This window comes from Herbiconiux sp., assembly GCF_023264895.1.
Taxonomy (GTDB): Bacteria; Actinomycetota; Actinomycetes; order Actinomycetales; family Microbacteriaceae; genus Herbiconiux.
Map to the genome: position 1 here is coordinate 15,786 of NZ_JAHFUY010000020.1, position 22,264 is coordinate 38,049.

General features: G+C 70.2%; 22 protein-coding genes. 13 read left to right on the forward strand and 9 right to left on the reverse strand.

Annotated elements, in window-relative coordinates; translation table 11 throughout:
- From Q0D57_RS03400 to Q0D57_RS03410, 3 genes are read right to left on the reverse strand one after another with little or no spacing between them, the layout of a single operon-like run.
- Complete coding sequence (locus Q0D57_RS03400) at positions 1 to 489, reverse strand: SRPBCC family protein (protein WP_291038141.1); 489 nt, start codon at positions 487 to 489, stop codon at positions 1 to 3.
- On the reverse strand, positions 489 to 1,118 hold the full coding sequence (locus Q0D57_RS03405; protein WP_291038144.1) for an MBL fold metallo-hydrolase: 630 nt from the start codon (positions 1,116 to 1,118) through the stop codon (positions 489 to 491). Before Q0D57_RS03405 ends, Q0D57_RS03400 begins: the two co-directional genes overlap by 1 nt.
- Positions 1,118 to 2,212 carry an S-(hydroxymethyl)mycothiol dehydrogenase gene (locus Q0D57_RS03410; RefSeq protein ID WP_291038149.1) on the reverse strand — a complete coding sequence of 365 codons (1,095 nt, stop codon included), beginning with the start codon at positions 2,210 to 2,212 and terminating at the stop codon, positions 1,118 to 1,120. Before Q0D57_RS03410 ends, Q0D57_RS03405 begins: the two co-directional genes overlap by 1 nt.
- Positions 2,213 to 2,333: 121 nt before the next feature.
- Between Q0D57_RS03410 and Q0D57_RS03415 the strand changes: the two genes are divergently transcribed.
- On the forward strand, positions 2,334 to 3,140 hold the full coding sequence (locus Q0D57_RS03415; protein WP_291038152.1) for a PrsW family glutamic-type intramembrane protease: 807 nt from the start codon (positions 2,334 to 2,336) through the stop codon (positions 3,138 to 3,140).
- Positions 3,141 to 3,156: 16 nt separating this feature from the next.
- Here Q0D57_RS03415 and Q0D57_RS03420 read toward each other — a convergent pair whose 3' ends face one another.
- Positions 3,157 to 4,686 (reverse strand): MFS transporter, encoded by a 1,530-nt coding sequence (locus Q0D57_RS03420; protein ID WP_291038157.1) that lies wholly within the window; start codon positions 4,684 to 4,686, stop codon positions 3,157 to 3,159.
- Positions 4,687 to 4,802: 116 nt separating this feature from the next.
- Between Q0D57_RS03420 and Q0D57_RS03425 the strand changes: the two genes are divergently transcribed.
- Both Q0D57_RS03425 and Q0D57_RS03430 read left to right on the forward strand, forming a co-directional pair.
- Positions 4,803 to 5,480 carry a TetR/AcrR family transcriptional regulator gene (locus tag Q0D57_RS03425; RefSeq protein WP_291038160.1) on the forward strand — a complete coding sequence of 226 codons (678 nt, stop codon included), beginning with the start codon at positions 4,803 to 4,805 and terminating at the stop codon, positions 5,478 to 5,480.
- Positions 5,473 to 6,219, forward strand: coding sequence for an enhanced serine sensitivity protein SseB C-terminal domain-containing protein (locus tag Q0D57_RS03430; protein ID WP_291038162.1), 747 nt, complete (start codon positions 5,473 to 5,475; stop codon positions 6,217 to 6,219). Before Q0D57_RS03425 ends, Q0D57_RS03430 begins: the two co-directional genes overlap by 8 nt.
- 56 nt (positions 6,220 to 6,275) lie before the next feature.
- On the opposite strand, the gene Q0D57_RS03435 is transcribed toward Q0D57_RS03430, so the two are convergent.
- Positions 6,276 to 7,790, reverse strand: a complete 1,515-nt coding sequence (locus Q0D57_RS03435; protein WP_366518575.1) for an MFS transporter — start codon at positions 7,788 to 7,790, stop codon at positions 6,276 to 6,278.
- A gap of 215 nt (positions 7,791 to 8,005) precedes the next feature.
- On the opposite strand from Q0D57_RS03435, the gene Q0D57_RS03440 reads away from it, so the two are divergent.
- From Q0D57_RS03440 to dnaE, 4 genes are all read left to right on the forward strand, one after another.
- The gene (locus Q0D57_RS03440) at positions 8,006 to 8,440 is read left to right on the forward strand and encodes an Hsp20/alpha crystallin family protein (RefSeq protein ID WP_291038165.1); all 435 of its coding nucleotides are present in this window, start codon (positions 8,006 to 8,008) and stop codon (positions 8,438 to 8,440) included.
- 66 nt (positions 8,441 to 8,506) lie between these two features.
- Positions 8,507 to 9,130, forward strand: coding sequence for an MSMEG_1061 family FMN-dependent PPOX-type flavoprotein (locus tag Q0D57_RS03445; protein WP_291038168.1), 624 nt, complete (start codon positions 8,507 to 8,509; stop codon positions 9,128 to 9,130).
- A gap of 1 nt (position 9,131) precedes the next feature.
- A complete protein-coding gene (locus tag Q0D57_RS03450) occupies positions 9,132 to 10,073 on the forward strand; it encodes a PDR/VanB family oxidoreductase (RefSeq protein WP_291038171.1) in 942 nt (313 codons plus the stop codon).
- A 34-nt stretch (positions 10,074 to 10,107) separates the two neighbouring features.
- The gene (gene dnaE / locus Q0D57_RS03455) at positions 10,108 to 13,623 is read left to right on the forward strand and encodes a DNA polymerase III subunit alpha (protein ID WP_291038174.1); all 3,516 of its coding nucleotides are present in this window, start codon (positions 10,108 to 10,110) and stop codon (positions 13,621 to 13,623) included.
- Here dnaE and Q0D57_RS03460 read toward each other — a convergent pair.
- Entirely contained in the window at positions 13,589 to 14,338 is a 750-nt protein-coding gene (locus Q0D57_RS03460; protein WP_291038177.1) for a hypothetical protein, read from the reverse strand. The two genes, dnaE and Q0D57_RS03460, sit on opposite strands and share 35 nt — an antisense overlap.
- 68 nt (positions 14,339 to 14,406) lie before the next feature.
- Positions 14,407 to 15,639 carry a prolyl oligopeptidase family serine peptidase gene (locus Q0D57_RS03465; RefSeq protein WP_291038180.1) on the reverse strand — a complete coding sequence of 411 codons (1,233 nt, stop codon included), beginning with the start codon at positions 15,637 to 15,639 and terminating at the stop codon, positions 14,407 to 14,409.
- A gap of 77 nt (positions 15,640 to 15,716) precedes the next feature.
- On the opposite strand from Q0D57_RS03465, the gene hisD reads away from it, so the two are divergent.
- Genes hisD through Q0D57_RS03485 form a run of 4 tightly spaced genes read left to right on the forward strand, consistent with a single transcriptional unit; the run spans position 15,717 to position 19,064 of the window.
- Entirely contained in the window at positions 15,717 to 17,024 is a 1,308-nt protein-coding gene (hisD, locus tag Q0D57_RS03470) for a histidinol dehydrogenase (protein WP_291038183.1), read from the forward strand.
- Between the two features lie 12 nt (positions 17,025 to 17,036).
- Complete coding sequence (locus Q0D57_RS03475) at positions 17,037 to 17,444, forward strand: DUF1801 domain-containing protein (protein ID WP_291038186.1); 408 nt, start codon at positions 17,037 to 17,039, stop codon at positions 17,442 to 17,444.
- A gap of 49 nt (positions 17,445 to 17,493) precedes the next feature.
- Positions 17,494 to 18,006, forward strand: coding sequence for a transcriptional regulator NrdR (gene nrdR, locus Q0D57_RS03480; RefSeq protein WP_291038189.1), 513 nt, complete (start codon positions 17,494 to 17,496; stop codon positions 18,004 to 18,006).
- Entirely contained in the window at positions 18,003 to 19,064 is a 1,062-nt protein-coding gene (locus Q0D57_RS03485) for a quinone-dependent dihydroorotate dehydrogenase (protein WP_291038192.1), read from the forward strand. Before nrdR ends, Q0D57_RS03485 begins: the two co-directional genes overlap by 4 nt.
- Here the strand turns inward: Q0D57_RS03485 and Q0D57_RS03490 are convergent.
- The gene (locus Q0D57_RS03490; protein ID WP_291038195.1) at positions 19,049 to 19,546 is read right to left on the reverse strand and encodes a MarR family transcriptional regulator; all 498 of its coding nucleotides are present in this window, start codon (positions 19,544 to 19,546) and stop codon (positions 19,049 to 19,051) included. The two genes, Q0D57_RS03485 and Q0D57_RS03490, sit on opposite strands and share 16 nt — an antisense overlap.
- Before the next feature lie 118 nt (positions 19,547 to 19,664).
- The gene (locus Q0D57_RS03495) at positions 19,665 to 20,240 is read right to left on the reverse strand and encodes a DUF3043 domain-containing protein (protein WP_291038198.1); all 576 of its coding nucleotides are present in this window, start codon (positions 20,238 to 20,240) and stop codon (positions 19,665 to 19,667) included.
- Positions 20,241 to 20,276: 36 nt separating this feature from the next.
- Between Q0D57_RS03495 and Q0D57_RS03500 the strand changes: the two genes are divergently transcribed.
- Both Q0D57_RS03500 and Q0D57_RS03505 read left to right on the forward strand, forming a co-directional pair.
- On the forward strand, positions 20,277 to 21,698 hold the full coding sequence (locus tag Q0D57_RS03500) for a dipeptidase (RefSeq protein WP_291038201.1): 1,422 nt from the start codon (positions 20,277 to 20,279) through the stop codon (positions 21,696 to 21,698).
- A 60-nt stretch (positions 21,699 to 21,758) separates the two neighbouring features.
- Entirely contained in the window at positions 21,759 to 22,139 is a 381-nt protein-coding gene (locus Q0D57_RS03505) for an iron-sulfur cluster assembly accessory protein (RefSeq protein ID WP_291038204.1), read from the forward strand.
- Positions 22,140 to 22,264: the final 125 nt, after the last annotated feature.

The window sequence follows — 22,264 nt, forward strand, 5'->3', positions numbered from 1 at the left end:
CTACGCGGCCGAGTGGGCGACGTGCGCCAGCACCACCGGATCCTCGCACCCCCGAGCGAACCCCCGGATGCGCCGATCGATGTCGCGCTGCAGGATCACGGCCCCGATCCGCTCGGCCAGCGGCGCCAGCCACCGCGGCTTGCAGGAGAAGTTGTAGCGCCACACCGCGAGGGTGCTCCCCGGATCGCCCTCCACGGGCGTGAACCGCCACCCGCCGCCGAGCCGCTCGAAGAACCACGACCCCTTCGTCATCTTCATCCCCACGTTCGACGGCGGCCGGTACGAGACGTACTCGCTCACCATCCGCAGCCCGAAGCGCTGCACCGTGAAGGTCCGCACGCCCTTCGCGGGCGAGGTCGCCCCGTCCATCAGGTGCTGTCGCCGGATGAACGGATCCCACCGCAGCCGCACCGAGCCCGTCGTCTGCGACACCGCGAACGCCACTTCGGCGCTCACCGGCACGACGCACCGCGACTCGACGACGGGCATCAGTGGCCCCGGGCGATCCACTCCTCGAGGTGCGGCGCCTCCGCTCCGATCGTGGTCGAGTCGCCATGACCCGTGCGCACGACCGTCTCGGCCGGGAGGGTGAGCAGCTTCGCCGAGATGGACTCGACGATGGTGGGGAAGTCGCTGAACGATCGGCCGGTCGCCCCGGGCCCGCCCTGGAAGAGCGTGTCGCCCGTGAACACCGTCTGCAGGGCCGGCGCGGAGAAGCACACGGCTCCGGGGGAGTGACCGGGAGTGTGCAGCACCTCGAGCGCGATCCCGGCGACCTCGATGACCTGGCCGTCGACGAGGGCGTCGCTCGGCGAGGTCGCCGGATGGATCGCGTCCCAGAGCATCCGGTCGCCCTCGTTCAGCAGCACGGGCGCGCCCGTCGCCTCCTGCAGCTCCACCGCCGCGTCGATGTGGTCGTCGTGCGCGTGGGTGAGGAGGATCGCCCGCACGGCGCGGTCGCCGACCGCGGCCAGGATCGCCGGGGCGTCGTGGGCCGCGTCGATCACGACGCACTCGGAGTCGTCGCCGACGATCCAGACGTTGTTGTCGACGTCCCACGTGCCGCCGTCGAGGCTGAAGGTGCCGCTCGTGACGACGTGGTCGATGCGGGCGGCCATCAGAGCACCACCACCGAGCGCAGCACGTCGCCGCTCGCCATGCTGTCGAACGCCTTCTCGATGTCCCGGATGCCGATCCGCTCGGTCACGAACTCATCCAGCGGCAGCCGGCCCTGCAGGAACAGGTCGGTGAGCATGGGGAAGTCGCGCTCGGGCAGGCAGTCGCCGTACCAGCTCGACTTGAGCGAGCCGCCCCGGCCGAAGACGTCGAGGAGCGGGATCGACAGCTGCATGTCGGGCGTCGGCACCCCGACGAGCACGACGGTGCCGGCGAGGTCGCGGGCGTAGAAGGCCTGCCGCCAGGTCTCGGGGCGGCCCACCGCGTCGATCACGACGTCGGCGCCGAAGCCGCCGGTGAGCTCCTGCACGGCCGCCACGACGCCGTCCTCGTCGAGCGCGCTCGAGTCGATCGCGTGCGTGGCCCCGAGCCGCCGTGCGGCGTCGAGCTTCTTCGGGTCGCGGTCGATGGCGATCACCGTGGTGGCGCCGGCGAGGGCTGAGCCGACGATCGCGGCGGTGCCGACCCCGCCGCAGCCGATCACGGCGACCGAGTCACCGCGGCCCACGCCGCCCGTGTTCATGGCGGCGCCGAGACCGGCCATGATGCCGCAGCCGAGGAGGCCCACGGCGGCGGCATCGGCGGCCGGATCGACCTTGGTGCACTGCTTGGCGTGCACGAGGGTCTTCTCGGCGAACGCGCCGATGCCGAGCGCGGGGCTCAGCTCGGTGCCGTCCTCGAGGGTCATCTTCTGGGTGGCGTTGAAGGTGTTGAAGCAGTACCAGGGCTCGGCGCGCACGCACGCCCGGCACTCCCCGCAGACCGCTCGCCAGTTGAGCACCACGAAGTCGCCCACCTCGACGTTGGTGACGCCCTCGCCCACGGCGCTCACCCGGCCGGCGGCCTCGTGGCCGAGCAGGAAGGGGAAGTCGTCGCTGATCCCGCCCTCCCGGTAGTGGTAGTCGGTGTGGCAGACGCCGCAGGTCTCGATGTCGACGACCGCCTCACCGGGCCCGGGGTCGGGGATGACGATCGTCGTGAGCTCGACGGGCGCCCCTTTCGCGCGGGCGATGACACCGGTGACGTTCGTGGGCACGGCAACTCCTTCGATAGCGAGGCTTCGGATCGACCTCACCCTACCCGGGGCCTGCGATCTCCGGATCAGACGGGACCTGGGTCCATTGCGCAGCGCCCACCCCGGCTGCGAGGGTGACGGCATGACCGCCGCCGCAGCACCTCTTCTGCGGAGCCCCGCCTCGTGGATCGCCCTCGCCCTCGTCGCCGGCGGCCTGATCGTGGTGGTCCCGCGGCTGGCCTCGGTGCCGCCGGATGCGACGGTCGTCTCGATCGCGTGGGTCGCCGCGCTCCTCCAGGCGGTCGTCCTCACGGGTGTGGGCCTCCTGCTGCTGCCGAGGAAGCGCCTCTCGCGGTTCACGGTCCCGGCACCGGCCCTGCTCGGGGCCACCTTCTGCACGGGGGCGGGCATCCTCGTCAACGGCGCCGCCGATGAAGCGCGGCTCCAGGTGCTCCTCGTCGCGCCCTTCGGCGAGGAGTTCGCGAAGCTCATCGCCGTCGCCGTGCTCCTGTTCGCCTTCCGGCCCCGGTTGCGCGGGCCACTCGACGGCCTCGTCATGGGGTTCTTCGTGGGTGCCGGGTTCGCCGTGGTCGAGAACGTCCTCTACGTCTACCAGGCCCCGGGCCCGGCCGAAGCGTGGGTGAGCGCGATCAGCCGCACGATCACGAGCGCGGGGACGCACGGCATCTTCGCGGGCATCGCGGGTGCGGGCCTCGCTTACCTGATCCTGTCGAGCGGATCGCGCGGCCGCCGCTGGGGCGTCGCCCTCGCAGCCCTGGGCGCGGCGCTGCTGCTGCACCTGCTCTGGGACGGGCTCTCCCTCTGGCTGCCGACCTTCGCGTACCTCGCCGCCGCGCTCGTGCTCTATGCGGCCGGGATCGTCGTCTTCATCCTGATCAGGCGGATGAGCGCGGGCTACGAACTGCGCACCGGGCACCGCGACGGCTAACTGCCCGCGCCGTCGCTCAGTGGCCGAGCACCGGCGCGTCCCGGTCTGCGGGATCCGCCTCCTGCGCCTCGGGGAGCGCGACGCCCACCGTGATGCCGTCGCCCTTCCTCCGGAAGAGCAGCGCGGCGATGACCGCACCCACGGCGAAGAACGCGGCGCCCCACCAGTAGGCCGTGGCGTAGCTGTGCACGGCGGCCTCTGCGGCCACGGAGGCGGCCGTCGACGCACTCGCCGTCGCATCCGCCGGCAGGTGCGACACCAGGTAGTCGGCCGCCGCGGTGGCGGCGAGGGTGTTGAGCAGCGCGGTGCCGATCGACCCGCCCACCTGCTGACTCGTGTTCACCATCGCCGACGCGACTCCCGCGAACCGGCGGTCGACGCCCAGTGTGGCGGTCTGGATCGACGCGGGCATGATCGTGCCCATCGCGAAGCCGAGGATCATGAGGGGCGGCATCACGTCGCTCACATAGGTGGAACCCACGTCGAGGTGCGTGAGGTAGGCCATGCCGAGTGCGGCGAGCGTCATGCCGATCGGCACGACGACCTTCGGGCCGAACCGCGGCACGAAGATGTTCGTGCCGAGCTGGGCGGCGGTGACGAGCAGGATGATCATCGGCAGGAACGCGAGCCCCGTCTGGATGGGGGAGTAGCCGAGCGTGGTCTGCAGGTAGTAGGTGACGAACAGGAAGATGCCGAACATCCCCGCGCCCGCGATGAGCACCGAGGTGTACGCCGCCCCGCGGTTGCGGTCGAGCACGATCGCGAGGGGGAGCAGCGGATGCGCCGCGCGGCGCTGCCACAGCACGAACGCCACGAGCAGCACCACGCTGCCGGCGAGCATGCCCCAGGTGAGCGGGGAGTCCCAGCCGTTGTTCTCGGCGTTGGAGAAGCCGTAGACCAGGCCGAACAGCGCGGCGGAGACGAGCACCGTGCCCGGCAGGTCGAGCTTCGGGCGAGCGCCCTCGCGCTTCGGCGTCGACACGAAGATGATCGCTCCGACGATCGCGATGACGGCGATCACGACGTTGATGTAGAGGTTCCAGCGCCAGCTGAAGCTCTCGGTGAGGAGGCCGCCGAGGAGGAGGCCCACCGCGCCACCCGCGCCGGCGATCGCTCCGAAGATGCCGAAGGCGCGAGCCCGCTCCTTGGGGATGGTGAAGGTGGTCGTGAGCACGGCGAGGGCTGTGGGCGCGAGCAGCGCACCGAAGACGCCCTGCAGCGCGCGGGCGGCCACGAGCAGGCCGAACGAGTCGGCCGCGCCGCCGAGGGCGCTGGCCAGGGCGAAGCCGATGAGGCCGATGATGAACGCGCGCTTGCGGCCCATCAGGTCGGAGAGCCGCCCGCCGAGCAGCAGGAGGCTGCCGAAGGCGAGGGAGTAGGCGGTGACGATCCACTGCCGGTCGCCGTCGGAGAAGCCGAGGTCGGCCTGGGCGGAGGGGAGCGCGATGTTCACGACGGTCGCGTCGAGCACGACCATGAGCTGGGCGAGCGCGACGGTGGTGAGGGTCAGCCAGCGACGTGACGAGGGAGCGGAGGTTTCGGGCATGGAAGGACTATATACGGAACTTGCCAGTTTCGGATACCATCGGTTCTGTAAACATCTCGTGACAGGATCGATGCGAACCCAGTCCCGACGACCGACCCTGAGGAGGAGCAGCGACGATGCCGCTCGAGACCACCACGACCGCTCCGGAGCAGCCCCGCCTCGGGCGACGCCGCGACCACTCCCGGGACGCCGACATCCTCGACGCCGCCATCGAGGTGCTCGCCGAGGTGGGCTACGACGGCATGACGATGGAGATGGTGGCGAGCCGCGCGAAGGCCGGCAAGGCCACGCTCTACCGTCGCTGGCCCTCGAAGGGCGAGCTCGTGGTCGACGCCGTGGCCTGCATGAAGTCGAAGGGACTCGACGCCGATCACCTGCCCGACACCGGATCGCTGCGGGGCGACCTGGTGGCCATGGTCAAGCCGCGCGCGGTCGAGGACGCCGACCGCAAGCTCCGGGTGATGGGTGGGCTGATGTCCGTCATCTCGCGCTCGCCCGAGCTCGCCGAGGCCATCAGCTCGGCCATCGTCGAGCCCCGCGCCGAGGTCAACCGGCGGCTGTTCCAACGCGCCATCGATCGCGGCGAGATCTCGGCCGACTGCGACGTGGCGACGATCTCGATGGTCGCCCCGTCGATGACCGCCTACCGCCTGCTCGTGACGCAGCGCCCTGTCGATCGCGACTACCTGATCGCGATCATCGACGGGGTCGTCCTGCCTGCCGTGGGCCTGAAGCCGCCCCCGGCCGACCCCGAGGCGCAGACGACGCCGCTCGGGCGGAGCGCCGATGACTGACCCCGCCTCCGCCGAGATCGAGATCGAGGCGAAGCTCGCTTCGGCGGCCGGCGACCCCACCGCCGCACCGGTGTTCCTGGAAGCGCTGCTCGCGAGCACGGTGATCGTGCCGGGTGCGGCATCCGGAGACGACATGGCGACACTCGCCGACCTGCTCGGCGCCGACGGCCGGTCGGTGCAGCCGTTCTACACCTCGGAGGCGCGCCTGAGTGAGACCCTCGAGGTGGTGCCGGGCTTCGAGCGCCGCTTCCTGGCGCTGCCGTGCCGCGTGCTGTGGCAGATGACGCGCGGGGCCACCCTCGTGCTGAACCCGCATTCCGCCCACGGCAAGACCTTCCTGCCCGGCGAGATCGGCCAGCTGCTCGACGGCGCAGCCACGCTCACGCCGCGCGTGGTGCAGGCCGAGACGCAGGTGCTGGTGGGAGAGCCCGCGCGGGTGCCGCCCGGCATGAAGGAGGCCCTCGTGACGCTCCTGGAGCACCATCCCGAGGTCGATGAGGCGGTGCTCGGCTGGAAGGTCACGCCCGAGGAGGGCTCGGTCGACGAGAGCTATCTGCTCGTGCTCGTGGGCGCTCCCGGCCTTCGCGAGTCGATCGGGGGCGATCTCGCGCAGACGCTCGTCGTGTACTCGCAGAGCACACCGATCGATGTCATGTACGTCCCGCCGGGGGCAGACCACCTGCTCCGCTCCGTGAAGCCGTTCCACCGTCGGCGACGGGGACTGTTCGGCCGCCACTGACGGCCTGTCGAACTGCCCGCCGGCTCCGGCTCGGCCGTCGGCCGGCCCGCCGCCACCTACGTGCGCTTCGGGCGCTCGCGGGTGGTGCGCTCGCCCTCGACCTTCAGCTTGCCGGGCGAGATCGCCGAGAGCGGGTTCGTGATCGCCTCGAGCGGCTTTCGCTCGGCGTTCACCCCGAAGATGAACGCCACGATGCCGCCCGCGAGCATCAGGAGCCCCGCCCCGATGTAGCCGATCGTGATGGGTCCGCGATCCTCGCCCTCGCCGATGAGGGTGGCGAACAGCAGCGGTGCCACCGAGCCGGCGATCTGGCCGATCGAGAAGAAGTACGAGATCACCTGCGACCGCATCTCGAGCGGGAACAGCTCGCTCACGGTGAGGTAGGCGGATGACGCGCCGGCGCTGGCGAAGAAGAACGAGACGCACCAGAACACCGTCTGGGTCGTCGCGTTCAGCACGTCGGCCTGGAACAGGAACCCGGAGATCGTGAGGATGACGCCCGAGAGCCCGTAGGTGAGCAGGATCATCTTGCGCCGGCCCCAGGTGTCGAACAGCGGCCCCAGCACGAGCGGCCCGACCAGGTTGCCGATGGCGAACGGGAAGAAGAAGTACTGCACGGCGTCGTTCTCGACCCCGTAGAAGTTCTGCAGAGCGAGCGCGTAGGTGAAGAAGATGGCGTTGTAGAGGAACGACTGCGTGATCATCATCGTGAGTCCCACCACCGTGCGGTTGGGGTAGTCGCGGATGAGCACGCTCGCGATCTTCTTGAACGGGATCCGGTCGAGCGGCGTGACCTCGATGGACTGATCCTCTGGCACGGGGTCGAGCTTCTTGCCGGATTCCCTCTCGACCCGCGCCTCGATGTCGTCGACCGTCCTCTCGGCGATCTCCTCCTGGCCGTGCGTCATCTGCCAGCGCGGGCTCTCGGGGATGTGCCGGCGCATGTAGATCATCACGAGTCCGAGCACGGGGCCGATGAAGAACGCGAGCCGCCAGCCGATGTTCTCGGCGAAGTTGTCGGGGTTGAGGAAGAACAGGTTCGCCACCGAACCGAGCGCTGCGCCACCCCAGTAGGTGCCGTTGATGGCGATGTCGACGCGGCCGCGGTAGTGGCTCGGGATGAGCTCGTCGATCGCCGAGTTGATGGCCGCGTACTCGCCGCCGATGCCGAGGCCGGCCACGAAGCGCATCGCGAAGAGGAACTCCATGTTGGGGGAGAGGCCCGCGAGCGCCGAACCCACGAGGTAGATCGCGAGCGTGATGATGAAGAGCTTCTTGCGCCCGAGCTTGTCGGAGAGCCGGCCGAAGACGAGCGCCCCGACCACCTGGCCCACGAGGTAGATCGTGCCGGCGAGTCCGACCTGCTGCGAGTCCATGCCGAGCGACTCCTGGAAGCCGTTCGAGGCGATGATCTGGATCTCGAGCCCGTCGAGGATCCAGGAGACGCCGAGGCCGAAGACGACCATCCAGTGGAACCTCGTCCACGGCAGCCTGTCCATGCGGGCGGGCACGAGGCTCCGCACGCTCTTCGGTGTGGGCGATCCGCCCGACGCGGTCTTCTCTACGGCCACGGTCAACCTCCCATTCGCCGGTCGATCGTCGGGCGGATGCGAGGCTACGCCGGCTGCGCGACCGACCGTACGCCGCTCCCTGGGAATCCGCACCACAGAATTTTCAGCGGATTTCAAGCTCACGGGAGTTGGCATCCGGCGCGGACCGGAGGCAGAATATCCGTAGTTGAGTCGAGGTGACTCAACTCCCACAACTCGAGAGGAGATTGATCGTAATGGCTATGACCTTTGACCCTTTCAGCGAGCTCGACCGACTCGCCTCCGGGCTGCTGCAGTCCCGCCCCGGGCCCCGCGTGATGCCCGTCGACCTCTACCGTGACGCCGACCGCTACGTGCTGAACGCCGATCTGCCCGGCGTCGACCCGGGATCGGTCGACATCGACGTCGACGGTCAGCTGCTCACCATCCGCGCCCAGCGCACCGCCGGTGAGGCGGCCGGAGCGAAGTGGCTCACCCAGGAGCGCCCGTCGGGAAGCTACCTGCGCCAGTTCAGCATCGGCGAGGGCGTCGACACCGCCGGCATCTCGGCGAGCTACGACAACGGCGTGCTGAGCGTCGTCATCCCGATCAGCGAGCGTGCGAAGCCGCGCAAGATCGCGGTGCAGAGCCTGTCGGCCGATGCCGACGCGCAGAAGACGCTCACGAGCTAGTCGTGGGAGCCGCCTCCGGCCGGACGGCCGGGGGCGGCTACACTCGGAACCCGTGAGGACGAGATCGTGAAGACCGAGTTCCGGCGACTCGACGAGGAGGGCCTGCGCGCCCGGCTCGGCCACCCGCATCCGGGCACGAGCGACAAGATCCTCGACCACCTCGACCGCAGCAGCCTCGCGTTCCTGGCCCACTCGCCGTTCCTCTGCCTCGCCACCTCCGACGCCGCCGGCACGCTCGACTGCTCGCCCCGCGGCGACTACCCGGGCTTCGTGCGCGTGCTCGACGAGCGCACCATCGCCCTGCCCGACCGGCTCGGCAACAAGCTCGCCGACTCGTTCCTCAACGTGCTCCAGAACGGCCACGTCGGCCTCGTCTGCTTCGTGCCCGGCATGATCGAGACGCTCCGCATCAACGGCAGCGCCTACATCACCGACGACCCGGAGCTCCTCGCCGTGCTCGAGCAGGATCACGTGACGCCGGCCGTGGCCACCGTCATCCGCATCGAGGAGGTCTACCTGCACTGCGGGCGGGCGCTCGTGCGGTCCGGGCTCTGGGATCCCGAGATGCAGGACCTCGCCGCCGAGCTCCCCACGTCGGGCACCATGTGGGCGGAGGCCTCCGGCCTTCCTCCCGAGGTCGCGCAGCTGATCGACGAGGGCATGGTCGGCGCCTACAAGACGCTCTACTGAGGTGCCGAGCCGGAAGGGCCTGCGGCCGCTCGTCGTGACGCGCCTCCACGAGGAGTCCACCGACATCCTGAGCCTGGAGCTCCAGCACCCGGGCGGGGATCCGCTGCCGCCGTGGCAGCCTGGAGCTCACGTCGACGTGCAGCTGATCACGCGGCAGCAGCGCCAGTACTCGCTCTGCGGCGACCCGCGCGACCGCTCCCGCTACGGGATCGCCGTGCTCCACGAGGAGCTCTCCCGTGGCGCGTCGCTCTACATCCACGGCCACCTGCGCGAGGGCCGCACCGTCTACGTCGGCGAGCCCCGCAACCTCTTCCCCCTGCTGCCTGCCGAGCGCTATCTCCTGCTCGCCGCCGGCATCGGCATCACCCCCCTCCTGCCGATGGCCCGTGAGCTCGAGCGGCAGGGCGCCGAGTGGTCGATGCACTACGCCGTGCGGGGCGCCGAGCGCCTGCCCTTCGGGGGCGAGCTCGTCGCACTCGGCGACCGCGTGGTGATCCACTCCCGCGACCACGCCGGCAGACTCGACCTGCGGGCCGTGATCGCCGAGCCCCAGCCGGGGGTGTCCGTGTACTCCTGTGGCCCCGCCCGCTTCACCGATGCCGTCGAGGAGGCGATGCGCGGCTGGCCGGCAGGCAGCCTGCACCTCGAGCGGTTCGAGCCCAGGGCGGGGGTCGTGCGACCGAACGAGCCGTTCAGCGTGGTCTGCGCCCGCTCCGAGAAGATCGTCGAGGTCCCCGCCGACCTCACCATGCTCAAGGCGCTAGAGATCGCCGGGGTCGACGTGCCCGGTTCCTGCCTCCGCGGTGTCTGCGGCTCGTGCGCCCTCACCGTGGTGGCCGGACAGGCCGAGCACCGCGACTCGCTCACCACCGACGAGGCCTCCGCCACTGTGTATCCGTGCGTGTCCCGGTCGCTCACCCCTGAGCTCGCGATCGACGTTTAGACTTGGTACCCAAGCCGAGACAGCCGGAGAATCAGTGCCCTCGAACGACTCCTTCGTGCACCTGCACGTCCACAGCGAATACTCGATGCTGGATGGCGCGGCGAGGGTCAAACCCCTCATCGAAGCGGCCAAGGAGCAGGGCATGCCCGCCGTCGCGGTCACCGACCACGGCAACGTCTTCGGCGCCTTCGACTTCTGGAAGACGGCCACCGAAGCGGGCATCAAGCCCATCATCGGCACCGAGGCCTACCTCACCCCCGGCACCCACCGCAGCGACAAGACGCGCGTGCGCTGGGGCAACGGCGGACAGGACGACGTCTCGGGTGCGGGCGCCTACACGCACATGACCCTGCTCTCCGAGAGCACCGAGGGCATGCACAACCTGTTCCGGCTGAGCTCCAAGGCGAGCATCGAGGGCTACTACTTCAAGCCCCGCATGGACCGTGAGCTGCTCGGGCAGTACGGCAAGGGCCTCATCGCCACCACCGGATGCCCGTCGGGCGAGGTGCAGACCCGGCTCCGGCTGGGGCAGTACAAGGAGGCCGTCAAGGCCGCCGCCGACTTCCGCGACATCTTCGGCCGCGAGAACTACTTCTGCGAGATCATGGACCACGGGCTCGACATCGAGCGCCGCATCATGACCGACCTGCTGAAGCTCGCCGACGAGCTGAAGCTGCCGCTCGTGGCCACCAACGACCTGCACTACACGCACGCGCACGACGCCACGAGCCACGCAGCCCTCCTCTGCGTGCAGTCGGGCTCGACCCTCTCCGACCCGAACCGCTTCAAGTTCGACGCCGACGAGTTCTACCTCAAGAGCGCCGCCGAGATGCGCCAGCTCTTCCGCGACTACCCGGAGGCGTGCGACAACACCCTGCTCATCGCCGAACGCTGCGAGGTGGCCTTCGACACGAACGCCAACTACATGCCCCGCTATCCGGTGCCCGAGGGCGAGACCGAGGCGACCTGGTTCGAGAAGGAGGTCGAGGCGGGGCTGAAGGAGCGCTACCCGGACGGCGTCACCCAGGCGGTGCGCGAGCGCGCCGACTACGAGGTCGGCGTCATCCAGCAGATGGGCTTCCCCGGCTACTTCCTCGTGGTGGCCGACTTCATCAACTGGTCCAAGCGCAACGGCATCCGGGTGGGCCCCGGCCGCGGATCGGGTGCGGGCTCGATGGCGGCCTACGCGATGAAGATCACCGACCTCGACCCGCTCGTGCACGGCCTGATCTTCGAGCGCTTCCTCAACCCCGACCGCGTCTCCATGCCCGACTTCGACGTCGACTTCGACGACCGTCGCCGCGGCGAGGTCATCAAGTACGTCACCGAGAAGTACGGCGACGAGCGCGTGGCGCAGATCGTGACCTACGGCACCATCAAGGCCAAGCAGGCTCTTAAGGACTCGGGTCGGGTGCTCGGCTTCCCCTTCAGCATGGGCGAGAAGCTCACGAAGGCGATGCCGCCGCCCATCATGGGCAAGGACATCCCGCTCTCGGGCATCTTCGACAAGGCGCACCCCCGCTTCAAGGAGGCCGTCGACATCCGCACGGTCATCGAGAGCGATCCGGAGGCGCGCACGGTCTTCGACACCGCGCTCGGCATCGAGAACCTCAAGCGGCAGTGGGGCGTGCACGCGGCCGGCGTGATCATGTCGAGCGATCCGCTGATCGACATCATCCCGATCATGAAGCGCGAGCAGGACGGCCAGATCGTCACGCAGTTCGACTACCCCGCCGCGGAGTCGCTCGGTCTGATCAAGATGGACTTCCTGGGGCTCCGGAACCTCACGATCATCGACGACGCGCTCGACAACATCCGCGCCAACCGGGGTGAGGACCTCGTGCTCGAGGATCTCGAGCTCGACGACAAGCCCTCCTACGACCTGCTCGCCCGCGGTGACACGCTCGGTGTGTTCCAGCTCGACGGCGGGCCCATGCGCGGGCTCCTCAGGCTCATGAAGCCCGACAACTTCGAGGACATCTCGGCCGTGCTGGCCCTCTACCGCCCGGGCCCCATGGGCGCCGATTCGCACACCAACTACGCGCTCCGCAAAAACCGCATCCAGCCGATCACCCCGATCCACCCCGAGCTCGAGGAACCGCTCAAGGAGGTGCTCGGCGGCACCTACGGCCTCATCGTGTACCAGGAGCAGGTGATGTCGATCGCGCAGAAGCTCGCAGGCTTCACGCTCGCCCAGGCCGACCTGCTGCGCCGCGCGATGGGCAAGAAGAAGAAGTCCGAGCTCGACAAGCAGTACGAGGGCTTCTCGAAGGGCATGCACGACAACGGCTACTCCGAGGCCGCGGTCAAGACGCTCTGGGACATCCTGCTGCCGTTCTCGGACTACGCCTTCAACAAGGCGCACTCGGCGGCCTACGGCGTCATCTCCTACTGGACCGCCTACCTCAAAGCGCATTACCCGGCCGAGTACATGGCGGCGCTCCTCACGAGCGTGGGCGACTCCAAGGACAAGATGGCGATGTACCTCAGCGAGTGCCGCCGGATGGGCATCAAGGTGCTTCCGCCGGACGTCAACGAGTCGATCGGCTTCTTCACGGCCGTCGGCACCGACATCCGCTTCGGCCTCGGCGCCGTGCGGAACGTCGGCATGAACGTGGTGGAGCTCATCAAGGGGGCTCGCGAGGAGAAGGGCGCGTTCACCTCGTTCGGCGACTTCCTCAAGAAGATCCCGCTCGGCGCCGCGAACAAGCGCACGATCGAGTCGCTCATCAAGGCGGGTGCCTTCGACTCGCTCGGATCGACCAGGCGCGCGCTCATCGAGGTGCACGAGGGCCTGATCGAGAACGCGGTGTCGCAGAAGCGCAACGAGGCCAACGGCCAGGTCGGCTTCGACTTCGACTCGCTCTGGGATGCGCCGGAGGAGGTGCACGACATCCCCGTGCGCCCCGAGTGGGCGAAGCGCGACAAGCTCGCCTTCGAGCGCGACATGCTCGGGCTCTACGTGTCGGATCACCCGCTCGCCGGCCTCGAGATCCCGCTCGCCAAGGTGGCGTCGACGTCGATCCTCGACCTGCTGGAGAGCGAGCACACGCAGGACGGCGACCAGGTGACGGTCGCGGGCCTCATCACGAGCGTGCAGCACCGGGTGGCCAAGAACTCGGGCAACCAGTACGGCATGATCACGGTCGAGGACTTCGCGGGCGAGATCACCGCGATGTTCATGGGCAAGACCTACCAGGAGTTCGGTCCGGCGCTCACGAACGACGCCATCGTGGTGGTGCGGGGCCGTGTCTCGCTCCGCGACGACGGCATGAACCTGCACGCGTTCAGCCTCTTCCAGCCCGACCTCGGTCAGGCTGCGGGGGCGTCGGGTCCGCTGCAGATCTCGCTCGCCGAGTTCAAGGCCACGACCGACACGGTGCAGGCGCTCAACGACGTGCTCATCCGGCACTCCGGAGACACCGAGGTGCGGCTCCGGCTCGTCAAGAACGACAACGTGCGGATCTTCGAGGTGCCGTTCGGCGTCAACGTGACGGCCGACCTCTTCGGCGAGCTCAAGTCGCTCCTCGGCCCCAACTGCCTCGCCTAGCCGCCCATCCCGCGGCCCCGCACATCGCGACGGCGGCGAGGGCGGGCCAGGCGGCGACGATGGTCTCCGTCCAGGGCGTCGTGTCGTGCGACTGGTAGCCCGCGACGGCCGGAGCGAACGTGAAGGTCGCCACGAGGTAGCCGGGGAGGCTCGACCCCAGCAGGAGCAGGCAGGCGAGCGCCGTCGGCCATGACGCCCGCAGCCACCTTCCGGCCAGGATGATGAGGCCTGCGAATCCGACCGCGCCGAACAGCAGCTGCAGCGGGAGGTGCTGCAGCAGTGTGGGTGCCCCGACGATGCCGGAGAGGAGCGCGTGCAGCCCCGTCACGGCGAAAGACCCGGCGACCACGACCACGAGCATCCCCTCGAGCCCGCCCTCGTTCCACCTGACGGCCGGCGACCCGGCGCTCGAAACGGTCTTCGCCATCGCGAGCACGCCGAGGGCCAGGAGGATCGATCCGAGGCCGAACAGCTGCGCCGCGGTGCCGACGTTCTCCCACGGGTCGGCGGGGAAGGCGTAGTCGAACCGGTGGTCCTCGATCGAGATGTCCGCTCGGTCCCAGCCGTTCCGCGCCGTCACCCACCGCTCGAACGACGCCATCCCCTGCAGCGCGGCTGACGCGAGCAGGAGGCCCGCCGCACCGAGCGCCCACCGCACCGGTCCTCCACCCCGAGCGGATGCGGCGCGCGCGTCCTCCTGGCTGACGGTCGTCATGCGATCAGGCTAGGCGGCGACCTCGGCGAAGTCAGGCGAACCAGGCGAACAGTGGGCGAACAGGCCGCTCAGCCGCCGAGCTTCTCGTCGAGCCAGTCGAAGAGGCGCTGGGCGGTGAGCGTGCGGGCGAGCGGCTGGCAGTGGCCGTCGGCCCCCTCCGCCGCCGTGAACGGCACCAGGGTCGAGACGCCGGATGTGAGGGCCGCGAGCTCGGCGGACTGGCCCGGCCAGAACTGCTCGCCCTCGGGGTCGGTGATGAGGAGGGGCGTCGTGATGCGGCTCGCGACATCCGCCACCGTGTACCCGCGCACCGCCTCGAGGGTCTCGGCGTAGCCGGAGGTGCCGAAGGGGCGGGCCCGGAAGTTCCAGGTGCGCGCCGCACCGGGGGAGAGCTTGAGGCCGAGCGCCATCTCCCGGTCGAACTTCGCGGTCTGCCCCGCGTCGAGCAGCTTCAGGAGCGACTTCGGCAGGTGCGAGGTCCACGAGGTCGACACGTCCACCACGCCCGGGTCGGCGATGGCGGCCGCGAAGCGGTGCTCGAACGCGAGCGCCCTCGCCACCCAGTAGCCGCCCTGGCTGATGCCGTAGAGCCCCACGCAGGCCGGGTCGACGCCCTCCTGCCGCGACACGAAGTCGTACACGGGTGTGAGCACGTTCTCCCAGTCGGGCCGGAACGGGACGTCGTGCTCGAACAGCTGCGACTGCTGCCCCGGGCCGTCGAACACGAGAACGGTGTAGCCACGGTGCAGACCGGCCGCCACGATGCTCGCCCAGAGCGCGGCGAGAGAGCCGTCGCTGCCGTTCACGGCCACGAGTGCGGCTCCGGTCGCCGCCGCCGGATCCTGCGGACGGAACAGGTAGCCGGGCATCGAGTCCGGGCCCACGGGGATGTCGACCCGCTCGGCGCGGGCCGGACCGAGTGACACGAACAGCTCCCAGGCCTCGCGCTGCTTGCGGAAGGTGGGCACGAGCTCCGTCGTGTCCGCGAGCGCGCTCAGGGCGTTGACCGCCACACCGAAGTAGGCGGAGGCGCGGAGGGCCGCCCCCGCGGCGCTCTCACGATGCCCGGCCGCGGCGGCGGTGTCGGCGATGGTGCGCACCCGGTCGCCGAGGCCGTTCCAGGCGGCGAACCAGGCCTCGTGGTCGCCCTTCTTCACCCCGGAGACGGCGGCGAGCACCTCGCCTGGCTCCGAGGCGCCCTCGACCGCATGGCCGAGAGACGTGCGGATCTCGAAGTCGAAGTCGTCGTCGGGGGAGAACGGGGCCACGGCGGGGCGGTGATGCAGGTGAGGCGCGGGCACGGTGTCGCCTTTCGTCACGGACGGAACGGATGCTGTCACCAGGAGGTTAGCGGCGGACTGGGTAGGCTGGCTATGCCATGATCCAGACCATCGACCTCCGCGGCCAGACGCCCACCCGAGCGCAGCTCGCGACCCTCGTGCCCCGCCCCGACACCGACGTGTCCGTGGCCGCCGAGGCCGCCGCCGCCCTCATCGAGGCCGTCCGCGCCGACGGTCTCGTCGCCCTCCGCGACCAGGCCGAACGCTTCGACGGCGTCGTGCCCGAGCACGTGCGTGTGCCGCAGAGCGAGATCGACGCGGCCGTCGTGGGGCTCGACCCCGCGGTGCGCGCGGCGCTCGACGAGGCCATCGTGCGCGTGCGGCAGGCCACCGCCGCCCAGATCCCGGATGCCCGCACCACCACGCTCGCCGACGGCGCGGTCGTGGAGCAGCGCTGGCACCCGGTCGAGCGCGTGGGCCTCTACGTGCCGGGAGGCAAGGCCGTCTACCCCTCGAGCGTGGTCATGAACGTCGTGCCCGCCCAGCTCGCCGGTGTCGGCTCGATCGCGATCGCGTCGCCGCCGCAGAAGGAGTTCGGCGGCTCCATCCACCCCACCATCCTCGGCGCGGCGGGTCTCCTCGGCGTCACCGAGGTCTACGCCATCGGGGGAGCGGGAGCCGTCGGCGCGCTCGCCTACGGGGTCGACGAGATCGGTCTCGAGGCGGTGCAGGTCATCACGGGCCCCGGCAACGTGTTCGTGGCCGCCGCCAAGCGGCTCGTGCGCGGTGTCGTCGGCATCGACTCCGAGGCCGGTCCCACCGAGATCCTCATCATCGCCGACGAGAGCGCCGACCCCGAGTTCGTGGCCGCCGACCTCGTGAGCCAGGCCGAGCACGACGAGCTCGCGGCAGCGGTCCTCGTCACCGACTCCACCGCCCTCGCGCAGAACGTCGTCGCCGCCCTCGAGCGCGCCGCGGCCACGACCACGCACGCCGCGCGCGTCGCGATCGCCCTCGACGGCCCGCAGTCGGCCATCGTGCTCGTCGACAGCATCGAGCTCGCCGCCGCGGTGAGCAACGTCTACGGCCCCGAGCACCTCGAGCTGCAGACGGCCGATCCGGATGCGACGCTCGGCCTCATCCACAACGCCGGCGCGATCTTCGTGGGCGCCTACTCGCCCGTGAGCCTCGGCGACTACCTGGCGGGCTCCAACCACGTGCTCCCCACCGGCGGCCAGTCCCGCTTCTCCTCGGGCCTCGGCGCCTACACCTTCCTCCGCCCCCAGCAGATCGTGCGCTACGACCGCCCCGCCCTCGAGGCCGTCGCTTCTCGCATCGTGGCGCTCTCGGCCGCCGAGAACCTCCCGGCCCACGGCGACGCCGTCACGGCCCGCTTCGCCCGCTGATCCGGGGGAGCCGTGGCCGAGATCAAGACCCAGCCCACCGCGGCCGACGTCACGGCGTTCCTCGATGCGGTCCCCGACCCTCGGCGCCGAGCCGAGGGCCACGAGCTCCGGGCGCTGATGCACCGGGTCACCGGCGAGGAGGCGCGGATGTGGGGGCCGACGATGGTGGGCTTCGGCTCCGCCGCCTACACCAACACCACCGGCACCCACGACTGGTTCGTGCTCGGATTCTCGCCCCGCAAGGCGGCGATCACCGTCTACGGGGTGCACGACGGCTACGGCGAACCCGATCCGCTTCTCGAGCGGCTGGGCGCGCACACCACCGGCAAGGGCTGCCTCTACATCAAGCGGCTCGACGCGGTCGACCACGAGGTGCTGACGGCCCTCGTGACCGAGGCCTGGCAGCGCGCCACCGGCTGACCGGCCGGCCCGCCCGAGGGGCCCGGCGCTCCACTACCATGGAGGTGCCATGTACTGCCCCTACTGCCGCTACCCCGACTCCCGCGTCGTCGACTCCCGCACGACCGACGATGGTCTCGCCATCCGCCGACGCCGCCAGTGCCCCGACTGCGGTCGGCGCTTCAGCACCACCGAGACCGCGAGCCTCAGCGTGATCAAGCGCTCCGGCGTGGTCGAGCCGTTCAGCCGCGAGAAGATCGTGAGCGGTGTGCGTAAGGCCTGCCAGGGCCGGCCCGTCACCGACAGCGACCTCGCGGTGCTCGCCCAGCGGGTGGAGGAGACCGTTCGCCTCTCGGGTGCGGCGCAGATCGACGCCAACGACATCGGCCTAGCCATCCTGCAGCCCCTCCGCGAGCTCGACGAGGTGGCCTACCTGCGGTTCGCGAGCGTCTACCAGGCCTTCGACTCGCTCGACGACTTCGAGAGCGCCATCACGCTGCTCCGCGTCGAGCACGAGCAGGCGCGCGACGAGCAGGGCCCCGCGGCCGCCGAGGCACGCGACACCGCCGGTTCCTACGAGTGAGCGGCGTCTACGGACTCCTCTTCCGGCACGTGCTGTCGAAGCTCGACCCGGAGCGTGCCCATCACCTCGCCTTCTCGGTCATCGAGGCCATCCCGGCGCTCCGGCTCGAGCGGCTCGTGAGCCGCTTCACCGCTGCGCCGGGCACCGATCTCTCCGTCGAGGCGCTCGGCCTGCGGTTCCCCACCCCGTTCGGGCTGGCGGCGGGCTTCGACAAGGATGCCAAGGGCATCCGCGGCTTCGGTGCGCTCGGCTTCGGTCACGTCGAGGTGGGCACCATCACGGCGCGCGCGCAGCCGGGCAACCCGCGCCCCCGCCTGTTCCGGCTCGTGGCCGACCGCGCCGTCATCAACCGCATGGGCTTCAACAACGGGGGAGCGGCCGGTGCGTCGCTGCGCCTGGCCCGCGTGCGCTCGCTCCGCCATCCGCGGCCCGTGATCGGCGTCAACATCGGCAAGAGCCGCGTGGTCGAGGTCGCGGATGCGATCGGCGACTACCTGCAGAGCGCGCGCGCCCTGGCCCCCATGGCCGACTACCTCGTGGTGAACGTGTCGTCACCGAACACCCCCGGCCTCCGCGGCCTGCAGGAGATCGACCTGCTCGCACCGCTCCTGGAGGCGGTCAAGGCCGAGTGCGGAGCGACCCCGCTGCTGGTCAAGATCGCCCCCGACCTCTCCGACGAGGAGGTGCGCAAGGTGTCGGCCCTCGTCGTCGACCTGGGGCTCGACGGCATCATAGCCACCAACACGACCCTCTCGCGAGAGGGCCTCGTCACCGCACGCGAGGTCGTGGAGGCCGCCGGAGCCGGTGGGCTCTCAGGTGCTCCGCTCGCCGCCCGTTCGCTCGAGGTGCTGAAGCTCATCCGTTCCGTCGTGCCGGCCGAGCTGTGCGTCATCTCGGTGGGCGGCGTCGACACCGCCGCCGACGTGCAGGAGCGGATCGACGCGGGCGCGACGCTCGTGCAGGGCTACACGGCGTTCCTCTACCGCGGCCCGCTGTGGGCGCGCCAGATCAATCGTGGCCTGGCGACGCTGCGCGTGGGGCGTCAGGCGCGGCGGTAGCGTTCCTCGGAGCTGTCCGACTGCGCGGCCGCGACCGTGTCGGCGGCCGCGGCGAGGTCGCGGAAGACGCGCTCGATCACGTGCGCGTCGTGCGGATCGAGGGATTCGGCGAGCGAGCGGATCCGCTCGGGCTGGTCGTGCGAGGCCATCACCTCGAGCCCGGCCTCGGTCGCATCGATGCGGAGGCTCCGCCTGTCCTCGGAGCGCGCGCTCCGCGTGGCCAACCCGCGCTTCTCCAGGCGGTCGAGGAGCACGGTGACCGAGGCGCTCGTGATGCCGAGGCCGGTGGCGAGGTCTTTGGGCCCGATCGGCCGCTCCGCGAGCCCGGCCTCCCGCAGCAGGCGCATCGCCGCGAGGTCGTTCTCCTTGAGGCCCGACCGCTCGGTCTCACGCCGCAGCATCTTCAGCTCGGCGACGCGGAGGTCGGCGATCGCCGCCAGCACCCGCCTCGCGGACTCGGTCACCGCGGTCTCGTCCGTCATCAGTCGATCATGGCCCCTCGTCGCTCTTCCGACCCATTCGGGGAGAACGCTACCCCCGAACCCGCGGTTCGGCCCGCAATCGGATCGGCTCCGGGTTCAGGATGCGCTGTCCTCCGGGTCAGCTGGGGAACTGGCCGCGCTTGACCTGCGGCTTCGGCAGGCGCAGGCGGCGGAACTGCAGCGCGCGCATGGTGGCGTACCAGCGGGTGCCGCGCTCGATGCTGTCGGCGCCGAACTTCTCGCGCAGCTTCTTCATCAGGCGGAAGCCCATCAGCACGCAGTCGCCGACCACGATCAGTACGAAGGCGTAGAGCCCGAGCATCACACCGGACTGCACCTCGGGCAGCGGCACGAGGGTGAGCAGGATGACCACGAACATGATCGGGATGAGGAACTCGCCGATGTTGAACCGGGCGTCGACGTAGTCGCGCACGTAGCGGCGCTGCGCTCCCTTGTCGCGAGCGGGGAGGTAGCGGTCGTCGCCGTTGGCCATGCCGATGCGCGCCTTGTCGCGTGCCTCCTGCTGGCGTCGCTTGTATTCCCGGCTCGCCTCTTTGCGGTCGGTGGGAACGAGCGGCCTGGCGTTCGCGGCCTCACGCTCCTTGCGGGTCGGGGTCGCGCGACCCTTGCCGATCGGCGACTCCTCCACAGGCGCGTCGATGGGGGGCTGCTCGGTGCTCGTCTTCTTGGCCACGGTGTCCTCGTTCGTTCGTCTCTTAAGATTACCTGCATGACAGACCCGAGTGGCTCCCCGTTCTCCCAGGTAGACGATCGCGAGCAGCGCCTCGCCGAGGAGGTCCGGCTGGCGCTGCCGGCGAGCATCGCCGAGCTCAGCGGGCTCGTGCGCATCCCGTCGGTGTCCTGGAGCGCCTTCGATCCGGCTCACGTCGCCGCGAGCGCCGAAGCGGTGGCGGGTCTCGCCCGCGAGACCGGCGTGTTCGAGACGGTCGAGATCCTCCGGGCCGAGACCGGCACGGGGGAGAAGGGGCAGCCCGCGGTGCTCGCCACGCGTGCCGCCCGCAACGACCGCCCCACCGTGCTCCTCTACGCCCACCACGACGTGCAGCCGCAGGGAGACGACGCGGACTGGGAGTCGCCGCCGTTCGAACCGACCGTCCGCGGCGACCGCCTCTACGGCCGGGGTGCGGCCGACGACAAGGCGGGTGTGGTCTCGCACCTGGCGTCCGTGCGTGCCCTCCGGTCCGTCGCGGGCGACGACTTCGACCTCGGTCTCGTGCTCTTCATCGAGGGTGAGGAGGAGTTCGGCTCGCGCTCGTTCGCGAACTTCCTCGAGACGCACCGCGAGAAGCTCGCCGCCGACGTCATCGTCGTGGCCGACTCCGACAACTGGGATGCCGAGACCCCCTCGCTCACCATCAGCCTGCGCGGCAACGTCACCTTCCGGCTCACGGTCTCCACCCTCGCGCACGCCTCGCACTCGGGCATGTTCGGGGGAGCGGTGCCGGATGCGATGCTCGCCGCCTTCCGCCTCGCCGCCTCGTTCCACGACGAGAACGGCTCCGTGGCGGTCGCGGGGCTCACCTCGCGTGAGATGCCGACGCCGGAGTACACCGACGAGACGCTGCGGAGCGAGGCGGGCCTCCTCGAGGGCGTCTCGCCGATCGGAACCGGGTCCGTGCTGTCCCGGCTCTGGGCGCAGCCGTCCGTCACCGTCACGGGGATCGACGCCCCCTCCGTGGCCAACGCCTCCAACACCCTCATCCCGAGCGTCTCGCTCCGTGTCAGCGCGCGCATCGCGCCCGGTCAGGATCCGCAGGAGGCCTTCGAGGCGCTCGAGGCGCACATCCGCTCGCACGCCCCCTTCGGCGCGGTGGTCGAGCTCGACGACGTCGACACCGGCAGCCCGTTCCTCGTCGACACGTCCGGCTGGGCGGTCACGGCGGCGAAGGACGCGATGCGGGATGCCTGGGGTGCCGAGCCCGTCGAGGCGGGCATCGGCGGGTCGATCCCGTTCATCGCCGATCTCGTGCGCGTCTTCCCGGAAGCGCAGATCCTCGTCACGGGTGTCGAAGACCCGCACACGCGGGCGCACAGCCCCAACGAGTCGCTGCACCTCGGCGTCTTCCACCGCGCCATCGGCACCGAGGCGCTCATGCTCCTGCGCATGAACGACCGTGCCGGGAATAGTTGACCTCGGCCCCAGGTTGCCGGAGTTAGACTTCCGTCATACTTCCGAGCGAATGGAGCGAACATGAGCGACTCGACACTGACTGCGCCCGCTGAGGGACAGACCGTCGAAGCCCCCGCGCACAAGGTCGGCATCACCCCGGCCGCGGGCACGAAGGTCAAGAACCTCCTCGAGCAGGAGGGTCGCGACGACCTGCGCCTGCGCGTCGCCGTGCAGCCCGGCGGCTGCTCGGGCCTGATCTACCAGCTCTACTTCGACGAGCGCATGCTCGACGGCGACAACGTCGTCGACTACGACGGCGTCGAGGTCATCGTCGACAAGATGAGCGTCCCCTACCTCGAGGGCGCCACGATCGACTTCGAGGACACGATCCAGAAGCAGGGCTTCACGATCGACAACCCGAATGCCGGCGGAAGCTGCGCGTGCGGGGATTCGTTCCACTAGAAAGCACCTCTCATCAGGGCCGTCCAGCATGAGGGCGGCCCTTTTGCGTGCCCTACCAGAGGCCGATCCGGTGTGGCTGTGGCAACGGCGGGTAAATCGACACAGTAAGCTAGGAGAAGGTCAAA